We start from the raw sequence: 13,490 nt of genomic DNA, 5'->3' as shown, positions 1-13,490 counted from the left end.
TGTCTCCCGCAGGCGCCGGGCGGCGGTGGCCGCGCGCCGGACCTGACCTTCACGATAGCGGAGCGCGCCGCGCATTGCAGCGGGGGAACTTGATCTGGATCAACTAGGCGGGAAACTTTTTTTAGTGGATAATTAGGGCCTATGAACGATACCACCACCCCACCACCACTGCCGGACCGCCTGTCGGTCGACCCGAAAAGCCCGCATCACCACCTGCCAGTGCTGCAGCACGACATCGGCATCAAGTTCAACGACAAAGAGCGTCTGGATGTCGAGGAATACTGCATCAGCGAAGGCTGGATCAAGGTTGCCGCCGGCAAATCGCTGGACCGCAAGGGCCGCCCCATGCTGATCAAGCTGAGCGGCAAGGTCGAAGCTTTCTATAAATAAGTACTATCCGGCCGCGTGCGCCAGTTGCACGTGGCGTTCCTCCGCGAACGACACCGGGGCGGCCAGCAGCTGCTCGTAGTTCGCATATTCCCAGTAGTTTTTTCCCAGCGCCAATGCACCGGCAGGATGGCGCACGGCCCAGCCGCGCGGCACCGAGTAGAGCACCCGGCAAGGTCCGGTGTGCGGCGCCAGCCGCAGATAGCAGCCGGCCGGCGCGATGCGGCCCAAACCGCGCTCGCGGCCGGCTACGGCTGGTGCGCCGCCCGTGCCCAGCGGCAGCGCGGACAGGCGGTAGGCAATTCCCAGCTTGTCCGAGCGCTGCTGCACCGTATAGCAGGACCAGCCGTGGCGCTGCATTTCGATATCCCGGTCCGTGCCCGGGTCGAACGCGCGCACGTCGGCCACGGCACGGCAGAACTGTTCAAAGTCATAATCGCCCTGCGCCAGGGCGGGCGCCAGCAGCGTGGTTTCGCGCGGCGTGAGCCCGGAGATGTGCAGCTGCACGCGCAGCTCCAGTTGCTGCGGGTCCAGTTCAACCTGATAAGCTACCTGCATGTCCACTCCTTAGTAACCGAGGTGATAGCGCGGGTCCAGCCAGAGCGGACGGCGCAGCCCGTAGTGCTCTTCCAGCATGCGCTCGGCCACGCAGAACGCGCCCTCGACCCAGCCCTGCTGGTCCGAATAGGCCTCGCCCACGATGTGGATGGCTTCCGCGCGGTCCGGCTTGCGCATGAAGGGCATCACGCGGTCCACCGCGTAGCCGGCCTGCCAGGCGTGGTAGCCGCCGCCGTAGGGATCGGCCGACCAGTCCTTGAACCAGGTGACGTAGGGATCGGGAATGCTCACGCCGCTGCCGTGCAGTTCGCGCAGCTCCTTCATCACCTCGTTCACCATGCGCTGCGAAGCCTGCATGTTCTGCAGGCCCTCCAGCTGCGCGGGCGCCACCAGCGCCGTGGCGCGCGGCTTGAACGGCTCGGGATGGCGCGCCAGCACCTGCCAGAACGGCGTGGCGCGCATGTCGTTGTAGCTGCCCAGCAGCAGCGAGTGGCTGTTGGAAGGATCGGTGCCGAAGTAATAGCACTGGCGCAGCGGCAGATCGGTGATGGAGTGGCCGGACTGCGCGCCGAAGCTCTGCTGCCACCACGGCTGCTCGAAGCCCATCAGGATCTTGTAGGCCGGTTCGGGGATCACGGCCGCCAGGTTGCGCTGCAATTCCTCGTTGCGGAAGAAGAAGCTGTCCTGCGCCAGCAGTTCCAGCGCACGGCGCGGCATGGCCAGCACCACGCTGTTGGCGTGCACGGCCCACGGCGCGCGGCCGGGGCGGTTCAGGAAATGCAGCGTGTAGCGGTAGCCCGGCTTGCTCGAACGCGTGAAGCCCAGCAGCTGGTTCTCGCGCCAGATGCAGCCGCCCGGCTCGGCCAGGTAGGCGTCCGCCAGGGCGTAGGCGAGGCCGTCGTAGCCGCCGGCGATGGTCTTGTACTCGGTGCCGGCGTTGGAGAGGTCGCCCACCATGTAGGGCAGGGCTTCGGCCGCGTTCCAGTTGATGGTGTTGGAGTAGTAGCCGCCGGCGTCGGCCAGGTAGTTGTAGCCCTCCTGGCCCACGCGGTCCTTCAGCATGTTCCAGAAACCCAGCTCGTTCACCAGCGCGTCCTGGTAGGGACCGGCGAAGCAGTAGCGCAGCTGCGGCTTGATGCGGCTCCAGTCCTCGGCGGTCAGCTCGAAAGTGTAGTCGTAGGCGCCGTAGTGCTTCACCTTGTCGGCGTAGCGCGCGTTGAACCACGGGTCGGCGGTCAGGACTTCGTACACCACCTTGTTGAACAGCTGGTCGGCGCTGTAGCCGATGTCGGCCTCGCTCAGCATGTAGCGGGTGAGTTGGCGGTCGCCGCGGGCCTGGGCGCGCTTCCACGCGTCGGCGCGCAGGTACTGCTTGCGCAGGAAGGCGAACAGGTGGGCGTTGTCGCCCATGGGGAAGGGCACGCTTTCCAGCGCGTGGCTGAACACCTGCTCGATCAGGGTGGCGACGATGGCCTGCGAGGACATGTAGCGCATGCCGCCCAGTTCGCCCACCACGTCCATGCCCGGCAAGACGACCGACTCCAGCCGCCCGCCGATGCGGTCGTCCATTTCGAACAGCTGCACCTGGGAGCCGGGCAGGCCGCCGTCGGTCACCAGGCGCCAGGCGCTGTACAATCCGGCCGCGCCGGCGCCGACCACGGCGACCTCGGTGCACAGGCCGTCCTGGTAGGTGCTGTTCATGGGGATACTGGTCAGTTCACTGCGTGTTTTCATCTTGTTGCTCCTGCAATTCATCGTTACTGAATGTCAATAGCAATCCCCATGCCTGCGCGCAAGAGTGGGGAAACCGCGTGATTTGCATATTGCAACCATTCCGTTTCATTAATTGACATGTCAAGCGGCGGGCTTTACATTGCCATTTACACTAGGAGAAGACTTTGGTTGCAGGCTTGAACGATACCGATTACACGCTGACCTCCCCGCTGCGCGACGCCGAAGTCAACGGCGGGCCGGTGCTGGCGCTCACGGTGCTGTGGCATCCCGACGCCGCGCGCATCGGCGAACAGTACCTGGACGGCAGCGGCGACGGCGTGATCGAGCTGGGCCGCTTCATGCCCATGTTCAGCCGGCCCGGCAAGGACCGTCTGCCGCTGGGCTACGGCGGCATCTCGCGCCAGCCGCTGCGCATCGCCCGCACGCCGGACGGCGGCGTGGAAGTGACGCCGCCGGACAGCCGCATGATCTTCGAGCTGGACGGCGAGGAAGTCCGCACCGTGCAGCACCTGGGACCGGAGCGGGTGGCCGAAGGGACCGTGCTGGGCCTGGGCCGCGCCGTGCTGCTGTGCCTGCACTGGGCCACCTCGCTGCCGCGCCACAACCCGGTGGCCGGGCTGCTGGGCGTGGGCAGCGCCGCCATCATGATGCGCGAGCAGATCCGCGCCGCCGCGCAGACCAATATGCCGGTGCTGCTGCTGGGCGAAACCGGCAGCGGCAAGGAAGTGGCCGCGCGCGCCATCCACGCCATGGGGCCGCGTTCTGGCGCGCCGCTGGTGGCGGTGAACATGGCCACCCTGAACGAATCGCTGGCGGCGGTGGAACTGTTCGGCGCCGCCAAGGGCGCCTACACCGGCGCGCAGACGGTGCGCATCGGCCTGTTCGGCGAGGCTGACGGCGCCACCCTGTTCCTGGACGAAATCGGCAACACCCCGGCCGTGGTGCAGCCCATGCTGCTGCGCGTGCTGGAAAGCGGCGACTACCGTCCCGTGGGCGCGCCGGCAGACCGCCACAGCAGCGCGCGCCTGATCGCGGCCACCGACCAGGACCTGTACGGCGGCTCGTTCAACCACGCGCTGTTGCGGCGCCTGGAAAGCTATGTGATCCCCATGACCCCGCTGCGCGAGCGGCGCGAGGATATCGGCGTGCTGATCCAGCACTTCCTGGCCGAGGGCGGGGCGACGGCGGAGGAATTCCCGTTCGCGCTGGTGAGCGACTGCGCCTGCTACGACTGGCCGGGCAACGTGCGCCAGCTGGCGCAAGTGGTGCGGCGCGCGCTGCTGTCGGTGCGGATGGGGGAAGTGCCGCTGCTGACGGCGCTCACGCGCAGCGTGCCGGCGCCGCAGGGCAGCGCGGCCAGGCTGGCTGCTTCAGCGGCGCAGCATGACGAGGGCGGGGCGGATGGTGCGGCATACAGTGCCGGACAGGCCCGCGCTGGCTACGGCGGGGCAGGCCAGGCAGGCGCCAGCACGGCAGGAAGCGGTGCGCCGGTGCCGGCGGAAGCGCGGCGCGGGCGGCGGACGATGCCGGATCATGAAGAGGTGTTGGCCGCGATGGACGGCAACGGCTGGCGCATACTGAGCGCCGCGCAGTCGCTGGGGATTTCCCGTCCGACCATGTACAAGCTGCTGGATGAACATCCGCAGATCCGGCGACCCGAGCGGATCGCCGAAGAAGAGCTGCGCACCGCGCTCGCGGCCTGCGACGGCGCCGTCGACCGCTGCGCCGCGCAGCTCAGAACACCTGCCGAGGCGCTAAGGCGTTACCTAGGGGCGTTGGGCATTAGTTGATGGCTTAGAGGCCGCTGCCGACTTCACATTCTGGGCCGCCAGCCACTGCACGCAGTTCGTCTTGGGTCAATGGGCGCATTTCAGCCACCGGCTTCTGCACTGGCGTTTCGCCAGCAAAAATTTTGCGGATGCTGGAGAAGATTGGTTCTTGTTGTGCGTGTTGCATACCTAATTCCTTGGAATAGTTAAAGGGCGTTGCGCTTTGCAGCTTAAAGCAGGCACCGAGGTGCTGCGTGCAGGTGGTGCGGCGAGCGCTGCTGTGAAAGTGCATGGGCCAAGCCACCGCGCTGTCGACCGCTGCGCCGCGCAGCTCAGAATAGGTGCCGAGGCGCTAAGGCCTGCTTCGTACCGGCTATGGCCGACATTTAGCCGCCCGGTCCTACTTCACACTCTGGATCAAATCCGAACACACGGCGCTCTTCGTGACCGAGCATATCGCCAGTACGGTGGATCGTTGTGGTCATGATGAAGGACAGTTCCCATCGGCCCAGATTTGAGCAATCAAACTGCACGGGCGGCACCCATACTGCTTCCTCATTACTCCCCTCAAATGCGCCAGTGCCAAAGTTGACTACCGCATTTTGACGAGCAAAAGGTGATGGTGGAGCGAACTGGCCTGCGTTTTCCATGTCCTCGCGGCGGGTGATCACGCGCGGCGTTGTGATAATGAAGCAGTCGTCAATGGTGACACGGTTCAGCTTTCCGTTCTTGCTCTTTGCAATGGCTACGAGTTTGAGCGTATCTCCTGTGACGAAGGCTAGCAGCCCAGTTTCTACGCCTTTGCCAGAGATAGGTTCGCCGTCAATCGTGAAAGACCACTGCAGCAACTGGCTATCTTGGTCAATATCAAAGATGACGGTGAGGACAACGTCCCCTGGTTTTCTCTTGTTGCTCATGGTTGGGCTCCATTTGTTGATTGGGACAGGTAGCGGGGGTCCCGTCTCAGTTCTACCAAGTCTGGCTCGGACTCGATTGCACTGGCCGGGTAGCCGTTCTTTTTAGCTTGCGCTAGTGCGGCAAGCGCAGGTTCTCTTTTTTTAAGCAATTCGTATGCCAAGCCCGCTCGGAAGTGGATATCCGGGCTGGTCGGAGCTGCGGAAGTAGCTTTTTCTAGCAATCCCACGCCCCGCTCGGCATCCCCAGCTCGTATAGAATACAATCCCATGCGTGACATCAAGGTTGCGTCTTTGGGAGTGCGCTGCAGGCGAGGTTCAAGTAGTTTAAGTGCCTTTTGATAGGCTTCTCGCGCCTGTGATGCGCGGCCGGGTATCCAGAGTAATGTATCGCCGAGATTGGCCCAGCGTAAGTAGCTATTGGGATTGCCGGTCGGAGGGGTAACTGCGCGTTCGAATGCGTCGGCCGCCCCAACATAGTCGCCGCGAGCGAACAAGGCGTTTCCTAAGCTCGTGTAAAGCACGCCATTTGGGCGGATCTGTAAGCCTTGCTGCAACACGCGCAGGCCTTCGTCACTGCGGTTTAGGCGCAGGAGGGCGGCATTCAGGCTGGCATAAGCGAACGCAGAATCCGGCTGCAATTGAATGCTGTGTCGAAATGCACGTTCTGCCTCTGCGTAGTTGCCTTGCTCGAAAAAGACCGCCCCAAGGGAATCCGCAAAAATGCGTTGACCGGGATTGCGTTTGATCGCCTGTTCGATCCATTGGCGGGCTTCGTCGTAGCGTCGCAGTCGGGTTAAAGCTTGGGATTTTCCAAAAGTGCCAAAAAAATGTCCGGGCTCCAATGCCAGCGCGCGCTCACACTCAGCCAGCGATTCCTCCTGTTGACCTTGCTTGGCCAGCACCCAACATTGAGCGGCATGGCTAAGCGCCAGTTGACTGTCCAGTTTTAGTGCCTGCTGGGCGCTGGCCGCCGCACGTTGCAACCAGGTTTCATCTTGCGTATCGTTGGCATAGCGAAAGCTATGTACCATGGACATGCCAGCCACGGCAGCGGCATTTTCAGGGTCTGCTTCCAAAATGGCGCTGAAGTCACGCGCAGCCGCTTCCAGTTGCTCAGGCTGTTCGTACTGCTGCAGGGCCGTCAGTGCACGCGAGATAGCTTGGGCCTTGGAAAAGGTTGGAACGGTTGTCCCGAGTAGCGGAGTCTTGGTCATCAACTGCCATCCCCCCACGCCTGCGCCTATCGCCAACACCGCAGCGGCAATAATCCTGCGGCGACGAGGCAGCAAGTGCGCCATGCGCTGCCTGACGCTGATCTTGTCTCGAAACTTGGCCCAGCTGTTATTGCCGCTGCCTTGAGTGCGCCCTGTTACCGCAGTGCCGGTTGAGTTGAGTTCCAGCTGATGGATGCACGTAATGATGCGTTGCCCCACTTGTCGCATAGCTGATAAGCGGTGATCAATGCGGCGGGCCGTCATGGCGCGAATCAACTGGACCACTTCGTCAGGCAGCGTATCGGGAAAAGTCCAGTCTGCAGACGAGGACTGCATCTGCGCCGCAGCCAATGCCAAGCCGCTCATGGTGCCGAAGGGCCGGGCACCAGTGGCCAATTCAAACAGGATCACGCCCATGGCGTAGATGTCCGACTGCCGCCCCGGCTGGGCGCCCAGCAGCACTTCCGGCGCCATGTAGGCAATGGTGCCTTGCTGCTCCAGCTGCATGACCGAGGTGGTGGCTTGCGCATCGTCGTGGAAGGCCAGGCCGAGGTCGAGGATGCGGACTTTGCCGGCCGGGTCGAGCATCAGGTTGGAGGGCTTCAGGTCGCCGTGCACCAGGCCGGATTCGTGCGCCGCTTCCATGGCTTCGGCCAGTTGGACCATCCAGCCCAGCAGGGTGGTCAGGTCGAGCGGATGTTCCTTGTCCTGCGCGAGCTGGCGCCAGGTCTGGCCGGCGATCAGCTCCATGACGATGGCCCAGCCTTCGTCGTCCTGCTCAATCGAGTAGATCTGCGCGAACGCCGGGTGGTGCAGCGAGGCGGTCATGCGCGCTTCTTTCACCAGGCTGGCGGGGTCGCGCAGCGGGTCGAGGGCGCGGTGGCGCTTGATGGCCACCTTGCGGCGCAGCCGGCTGTCCCAGCCTTCGTACACTTCGCCGTGTCCGCCGGCGCCCAGGCGCGCGAGAATTTGGTAATGCTTGAACTGCGGGACGTCTTGCGGCGGGCTGGTGACTTCGGCGGCGTGGTTTTCCATATCTTTCCGGGGACGGAACGGCGCTTGCGTTGCCGAACCGCCTTTCAATAGCAGATATGGTGAGTCTCGCATAGCGGACGCGCATCCGCCAGTGAAATATTGTGCCTAGGGAATCATTATGTAAGTCACGTGTCAAATTTGCATGTAAAACCGCCTTTCGGCGGTTTTTTTACATGTCAGTGTTGACAGTCTTGCGCCGTACGGCGATGGCCACGACGATACTCAGCGCACCCAGCAGCCAGGACGGGCGGTCGTCCTTGTTGGCGTTGGTGGCGGCTGCGTGGGCAGCAGGCGCCAGAGCGAGGATCGATGCGGCCACCAGTGCGGTGGAGACGGTCTTTCGTACAATTTCAGTGTTCATTTCCAACCCCGGTTACAGACATTGGCAACAGCGCCGTTAGTGGTACAGCAGGATGCATGCCAGTGAGCCGAAAACTTCATTAATGAATAGACTTGAAATGGCTGTGGCCGCCTAGATATAGGGGCTAGATCAACCTACAAGAAAGTGAGTCCCCATGTCCGATCTGCTGGAAGTGCTGAAATGGCGTTACGCCACCAAGAAGATGGAACCATCGAAGGCGGTTCCGCAAGAGAAAGTCGACCGCATCCTGGAAGCGGTGCGCCTGACGGCCAGCTCCAGCGGCCTGCAGCCGTATGAAGTGTTCGTGGTGACCAACCCCGAGCTGCGCGAGCAGATCAAGCCGCACGCGTGGAACCAGGCCCAGGTCACCGACTGCTCGCACCTGTTGGTGTTTGCCGCCTGGGACAATTACACCGCCGAGCGCATCAACCAGATGTTCGACCTGGTGAACGAAGAACGCGGCATCCGGAACGAGGGCTGGGAAGCCTACCGCCAGCAGCTGCTGAACAGCTATCCGCAGCGCGACGCGGAAACCAATTACCAGCACGCCGCCCGCCAGGCTTACATTGGCGTGGGCACGGCGCTGATCGCCGCTGCGCAGGAGCAAGTTGACTCGGTGCCGATGGAAGGTTTCGACCCGGCCAAAGTGGACGAGATCCTGAAGCTGCGCGAGCGCGGCCTGCGTTCGGTGGTGATGCTGCCGCTGGGCTACCGCGCCGACGAGGGAGACTGGCTGGTTAACCTGAAAAAGGTTCGCCGTCCGCGCGAGCAGTTCATCACCGAGCTGAAATAAAGCCGCCGGCCCCGGCTGGGCTCAAGGGCGCGGCTGGGGCAGGGCGGGTGGGACCACGATGTGGTCGTTCAGCCGCAGGAACTTGAAACCGGCCAGCTTCTGGCCGTTCTTGCCTTCCGCGGCGTTGCGCGCCTCGCGTTCGGCGGTGCGGGCGAAGAACTGGTCGAAGCTTTCTTCGCGTACCTGCGGTTCGGCCGAATTGAGGAACATGCGCTTGCCGTCCGGCGCGGTGACCACCAGGCCCACGTGCGAGACCCAGAACGCGCCGTCGCGGGTGGAGACGATGTTGACGAAGTCGCCGTCCTGCAACTGGCCAAGCACTTCGCCGATGCGCTCCTTGGGGAGGTAGTATTCGGTGCTGTCCTGTACCGGCAGGGCGGCGTCGGTCTTGTGGTAGGTTTTCAGGAAGCGCTGGCGGTCCACCCGCAATGGGTAGGAGGCGGCCGTGCCGCCGGCCAGTTCGCGCGTCATGTCCGTCACCAGCCAGCCGTTGTTGATGTTCCAGTCCTGTTCCGTGTAGTGGTTGCGCGTGGCGACGCCGATCACGCCATCCTTGTAGCGTATCCGCTGCAGCATCCAGTAGAACTCTTTCCAGTTGCGCGACAGCGCCATGGCGTAGGTATGTTCGGCGAACACTACACAGTCGCTTTGCTCCAGGCTGAAGGTGGGCAGGGTGTCGTGCAGTTCGAAGGGGTATTCGCCCAGCAGGTTGAGCTTGTAGGGCTGGCCGATGTTGCGGCGGCCGATGGCGGCGATGCGCTTGCGCAGGTCCGGCTCGGCTTGCTGCATCTGGGCGATGTAGGCGTCCGCTTCCTGCGGGCTCATTTGGTACAGCTGCTTGGGATGGGCGGACGCCGGGGCAGGGACTGCGGCTTGCCGGGGCGGTACGCTGGCGCAGCCGACGAGCAGGGCTGCCAGGCTGGCCAGGGCGAGGTTGCTTGTCTTGATCAAGGTTGGCTTATTCCACAGATAGCGTCAAGTTTGGCAAGCGCGGCGGTCAGGATGGAGTCGTGCCCGCCACCCCATGGATGGCGTCCTGCTTTCCGCTCGCGCCAATCGAATGATTTTGGTTGAAACGCGAGCATGTAGCCAATTTCACTATTTGGCCCTTGCACCGCGACTGCAAAAGGATTGTCTTTATTGAATTCGGCGTGCGTCATTGGGAAGCCGATCACGATGCCGGTTTTCTCATTGAACGCGCGCGGGGACGACACTAGCATCGGATGTATTCCCGGCATTTCTTTGCCGGCGTGTGCGCTGTGCTGGATGTAGATGATGTCGGCCCGATCCGGGCACCAGTTGGCTTTGGCGCCAGCTGCCATTAGAGTATCTCTTTGCCGACAGGCTCAAACGCCATTGCTTCGCCACTGAGGCGGTCGGGGTCGGGGGCGGCCAGCATGGCGCCCAGCGAGGATGTCGTTTCCACTTTCTCGACAATGATGCTTCCCTCCTGCGCAGTGATGCGGACGCGCGTGCCTTCCGTGACCCCGGCGCCCTTGGCAACCGCCTTGTTGATCCGGACGGCCAGGCCCTTCCCCCATTGGTTGACCGAGGTGTCGACTGCATATGTAAGCATGACGCATTCCCCTCATTACTGTTGGTCTAGTGTATCGGCGCCCAAGATGCGTGTCAACGCGGTAGATACAATGAGAAAGGCCCCCGAAGGGGCCTTGGGTGCTGCTGTGACCAGCGGGCTGGCTTAGAACTTGTAGCGCAGGCCGGCCAGGAACTCGCGGCCGGTCACGTTGTTGACCACCACGCTGTTGCGGGCGCGGCTGACGAACTGGTCGTTCGGCTCGTTGGTCAGGTTCACGCCTTCCAGCGTCAGGTCCAGCTTGTCGTTGACCTTGTACGAGAACGACACGTCGACGTTGGTGGATTTGTTCTTGCCCTCGACGTCGTTGTTGTTCTGGCCCGGCACGCGGGTGACGAAGGAGGCGCGCTGCGAGGCCGACAGGCGGGCGCTGAATTTGCCGTCGTCATAGTACAGCGTGGCGTTCCACGAGCGCGGCGACAGGTTCAGCAGGTCGTCGGTGATGGTGGCGTTGCCGGTCGGCGAGACCAGGTACTCGATCTTGGACTTGACGAAGGTGTAGTTCAGCAGCGTGCCGAAGTTGCGGCCCCAGGTTGGCAGGAAGGTGAACGGCTGCTGGTAGTTCAGCTCGAAGCCTTTCAGCTTGCCGCCGTCGGTGTTCACCGGCGCGGTGACCTGGAAGATCTCCTCGCCGTTGAAGTTCGATGGCAGCAGCGACATCGGCAGCCCGGTGTCCTTGAACGGGACGTTGGTGCGCAGGCTCTGGATGTAGGTGCCGATGTTTTTCTGGAACAGGCCCAGGCCGAGGAAGGCGTTCTTGTCGAAGTACCATTCGAAACTGCTGTCGAAGGTCTTGGCGCGGAACGGCTTGAGCAGCGGGTTGCCGCTGGTGATGGACGGCGTGCCGGTGGTGGCCACGGTGCCGCCGGGCGACAGGTTGTTCAGCTGCGGACGGGTCATGACCTTGGCTGCCGCCAGGCGCACAATGAAGTCCTTGGTCAAGCTCGCGGCTACGTTAAACGATGGCAGCACGTCGGAGTAGTCGTGGTCCACGGTCACTTGCGAGCCGCCGCCGGCCGACTGGTAGCCGGTGGTGCTCAGGCCGGTCTTGACGTAGCGCGCGCCGAAGTTGCCGCGCAGCGGGATGCCGGCCAGTTCGTGGTTGAACTCGCCCATCAGGTAGAAGCCCTTGTCCTCTTCTGTGACGGAGCGGTTGTTGCCGCGCGCGTTGCCGTTGGTGATGGAGGACAGCGTGAAGTCGCCGGGACCGCCCGCCGGACCGCTCTTGATGCAGTTGCAGTAGATGTCGTAGGCCTTGGCGATGGCGTTCAGGTCCGGAATCACCCACGAGGTGGCGGTGCCGGCCGGCAGATCCTGGCCCTTGCCGAAGCCGGTGATGGTGGTCATCAGGCTGGACATGCTGGTGCCGGCCGGCGGCGCGAAGATGGTGTCGCCCTGGTTCACGCGGCGCGACTCGTAGGAGTCGAATTTGTATTTCTTGTAGTTGACGCCGCCCTTGATGCTGAGGCGGTCGCTGGCTTCCCATACCAGGTCCAGTTGGCCCACGTCGTTGGTGTTGGTGGCGCCTTGCGGACGGATGCGGATTTCGCTGGTGGTGGTGTTCGGTACCGAGGCTGGCTGGGTCCCGGTTGCCACCTGCGGCACGCCGACGATGCCCATGGCCGCGCCGGGATTGGCCGGGTCGAACGGGTAGCTGATGGCCGGCATGCGGTCATTCTGGCGGAAGTCGATGGTGTAGCCGTTCACGTTCAGCGCGTCGAGCGTGGTGGTGGTCTGTACCGGGTTGCGGAACTTGGACTTGGCGCTGCCGACCTTGGCCAGCAGGCGCAGCGAGTCGCCGATGTCCTGCTCCAGGGTCAGCGTAGGCTGGGTGAAGGTGGTGGACAGTTCGTCGAAGCGCGATTCGGCGCGCACGTCGACGCCGTTGAACTTACCGTACAGCAGCGAGCCGTTCGGCGCGAACTGGGCTTCCACGACGCTGGTCTGCGGCTTGCCGCCCTGGGTGGCGGTGCGGCTGAAGGAGATCGCTTCCAGGAAGTCTTCCTGGCGCGTGGCGTCCAGCTTGGAGTACAGCATGTCGAACGTGACCAGCGAGCCACGCGCCGGACGCCATTGCACCGACGCGGTCAGGCCGAGGCGGTCCTGGTCGTGCGTCAGGCGGCCGTAGCGCGGCAGGCGCGGCACGAAGTTCTCGGCCTTGCTCGCTTCGGCGTAGGCGGCGCTGGCGGCGGCCGATGCCGGCAGGCGCGGCACGCCTTGCGCGGCCGGGCCGCAGGTGGTGGCGGTGGAGTTGCTCGGGTTGGCGGTCACACCTTGCGGTGCGCACCAGCCGCCGGACGATGGGCCGTTATCCCAGCGCACGGTGGAGAAGCCTTCTTCCAGCACCTGGCGCTTGGAGTAGGCGCCCGACACCAGGAAGCCCAGCGTGCGGTCGGCGTTGGTGTTGGAGACCATGAAGCCGACGCGCGGGTCGGTCTTCTTGGCCAGGTCGTTGTACTTGCCCTTGGCCATGACGGTGGCGTTGAAGCCTTTCAGGTCGAACGGGCGCATGGTCTGCAGGTCCACCGTGGCGCCCAGCGAGCCTTCGTCGATGTCCGCCGAGGAGCTCTTGCGCACGGTCAGCGAGTTGAACAGCTCGGACGGGAACACGTTGAAGTCGAAGCCGCGCGAGCGGTTGGCGCCGCCGGAGCTGTCGGTGCCGCCGGTGGTGGCCAGGCCTTCGATGCCGTTGATGCGCACGCGGGTGAAGTCCTGTCCCAGGCCGCGCACCGTGATGCTGCGGCCTTCGCCGGCGTCGCGGTCGATCACCACGCCGGGCACGCGCTGCAGCGACTCGGCCAGGTTGGTGTCGGGGAACTTGCCCATGTCTTCGGCCTTGATGACGTCGACAATGCCGTTGTCTTCACGCTTCTTGTTCAGGGCGCTTTCCAGCGCCGCGCGCATGCCGGTCACCACCACGGTGGCGGTTTCCTGCGCAGCCGGGACGGGCTGCGTGCTTTGCGCATACGCCGGGGCGTAGGCTGCGCTGATGGCCAGGGCCATCGCGGTGATTGAAGTGGAACCCGCCAGGCGCACGTTGAAGCGGCCCGGCCGGCGTTGTTGTTCGCTGTTGTCCATACTTGTCCCTGTTAATTTTTTGTATTGAGTAAGACTGCTGCGGTGCTACG

13 protein-coding genes are annotated in these 13,490 nt (G+C 63.6%); 3 read left to right on the top strand and 10 right to left on the bottom strand.

Annotation, left to right across the window (positions count from 1 at the left end):
• The first annotated feature begins 141 nt into the window (after nt 1-141).
• Nucleotides 142-390: a DUF3297 family protein gene (locus ASD15_RS13110; RefSeq protein ID WP_028833860.1), complete on the top strand. Its 249-nt coding sequence runs from the start codon at nt 142-144 to the stop codon at nt 388-390.
• 3 nt (nt 391-393) lie between these two features.
• On the opposite strand, the gene ASD15_RS13105 is transcribed toward ASD15_RS13110, so the two are convergent.
• Both ASD15_RS13105 and ASD15_RS13100 read right to left on the bottom strand, forming a co-directional pair.
• On the bottom strand, nt 394-945 hold the full coding sequence (locus tag ASD15_RS13105; protein ID WP_057155435.1) for a hypothetical protein: 552 nt from the start codon (nt 943-945) through the stop codon (nt 394-396).
• Between the two features lie 9 nt (nt 946-954).
• Nucleotides 955-2,679 carry an FAD-dependent oxidoreductase gene (locus ASD15_RS13100; RefSeq protein ID WP_057155434.1) on the bottom strand — a complete coding sequence of 575 codons (1,725 nt, stop codon included), beginning with the start codon at nt 2,677-2,679 and terminating at the stop codon, nt 955-957.
• 176 nt (nt 2,680-2,855) lie between these two features.
• Between ASD15_RS13100 and ASD15_RS13095 the strand changes: the two genes are divergently transcribed.
• Nucleotides 2,856-4,469 carry a sigma-54 dependent transcriptional regulator gene (locus ASD15_RS13095; RefSeq protein WP_057155433.1) on the top strand — a complete coding sequence of 538 codons (1,614 nt, stop codon included), beginning with the start codon at nt 2,856-2,858 and terminating at the stop codon, nt 4,467-4,469.
• 4 nt (nt 4,470-4,473) lie between these two features.
• Here the strand turns inward: ASD15_RS13095 and ASD15_RS32315 are convergent, their stop codons facing one another.
• From ASD15_RS32315 to ASD15_RS13080, 4 genes are all read right to left on the bottom strand, one after another.
• Nucleotides 4,474-4,740 carry a hypothetical protein gene (locus ASD15_RS32315; RefSeq protein WP_157200931.1) on the bottom strand — a complete coding sequence of 89 codons (267 nt, stop codon included), beginning with the start codon at nt 4,738-4,740 and terminating at the stop codon, nt 4,474-4,476.
• Nucleotides 4,741-4,834: 94 nt separating this feature from the next.
• Nucleotides 4,835-5,365, bottom strand: a complete 531-nt coding sequence (locus ASD15_RS13090; protein ID WP_057155432.1) for a hypothetical protein — start codon at nt 5,363-5,365, stop codon at nt 4,835-4,837.
• On the bottom strand, nt 5,362-7,614 hold the full coding sequence (locus ASD15_RS13085) for a protein kinase (RefSeq protein ID WP_057155431.1): 2,253 nt from the start codon (nt 7,612-7,614) through the stop codon (nt 5,362-5,364). Before ASD15_RS13085 ends, ASD15_RS13090 begins: the two co-directional genes overlap by 4 nt.
• Nucleotides 7,615-7,783: 169 nt before the next feature.
• Nucleotides 7,784-7,975, bottom strand: coding sequence for a hypothetical protein (locus tag ASD15_RS13080; RefSeq protein WP_057155430.1), 192 nt, complete (start codon nt 7,973-7,975; stop codon nt 7,784-7,786).
• A 154-nt stretch (nt 7,976-8,129) separates the two neighbouring features.
• Here ASD15_RS13080 and ASD15_RS13075 point away from each other — a divergent pair, with 154 nt between their 5' ends.
• Entirely contained in the window at nt 8,130-8,768 is a 639-nt protein-coding gene (locus ASD15_RS13075) for an NAD(P)H-dependent oxidoreductase (RefSeq protein ID WP_057155429.1), read from the top strand.
• 21 nt (nt 8,769-8,789) lie between these two features.
• Here ASD15_RS13075 and ASD15_RS13070 read toward each other — a convergent pair whose 3' ends face one another.
• The 4 genes from ASD15_RS13070 to ASD15_RS13060 all read right to left on the bottom strand — a co-directional run bounded on the left by ASD15_RS13070 (nt 8,790) and on the right by ASD15_RS13060 (nt 13,440).
• The gene (locus tag ASD15_RS13070) at nt 8,790-9,719 is read right to left on the bottom strand and encodes an N-acetylmuramoyl-L-alanine amidase-like domain-containing protein (RefSeq protein ID WP_229418173.1); all 930 of its coding nucleotides are present in this window, start codon (nt 9,717-9,719) and stop codon (nt 8,790-8,792) included.
• Entirely contained in the window at nt 9,716-10,090 is a 375-nt protein-coding gene (locus tag ASD15_RS31720) for a type II toxin-antitoxin system PemK/MazF family toxin (protein ID WP_082551818.1), read from the bottom strand. The genes ASD15_RS13070 and ASD15_RS31720 overlap by 4 nt, the downstream gene beginning before the upstream one ends.
• Nucleotides 10,090-10,344, bottom strand: a complete 255-nt coding sequence (locus tag ASD15_RS13065; RefSeq protein WP_057155428.1) for a hypothetical protein — start codon at nt 10,342-10,344, stop codon at nt 10,090-10,092. The genes ASD15_RS31720 and ASD15_RS13065 overlap by 1 nt, the downstream gene beginning before the upstream one ends.
• A gap of 123 nt (nt 10,345-10,467) precedes the next feature.
• A complete protein-coding gene (locus ASD15_RS13060) occupies nt 10,468-13,440 on the bottom strand; it encodes a TonB-dependent receptor (protein ID WP_057155427.1) in 2,973 nt (990 codons plus the stop codon).
• Nucleotides 13,441-13,490: the final 50 nt, after the last annotated feature.

This window comes from Massilia sp. Root351 (assembly GCF_001425045.1).
Taxonomy (GTDB): Bacteria; Pseudomonadota; Gammaproteobacteria; order Burkholderiales; family Burkholderiaceae_D; genus Rugamonas.
The sequence above is the reverse complement of the archived record's forward strand: the minus strand, read 5'-3'. Positions and strand labels throughout refer to the sequence as shown.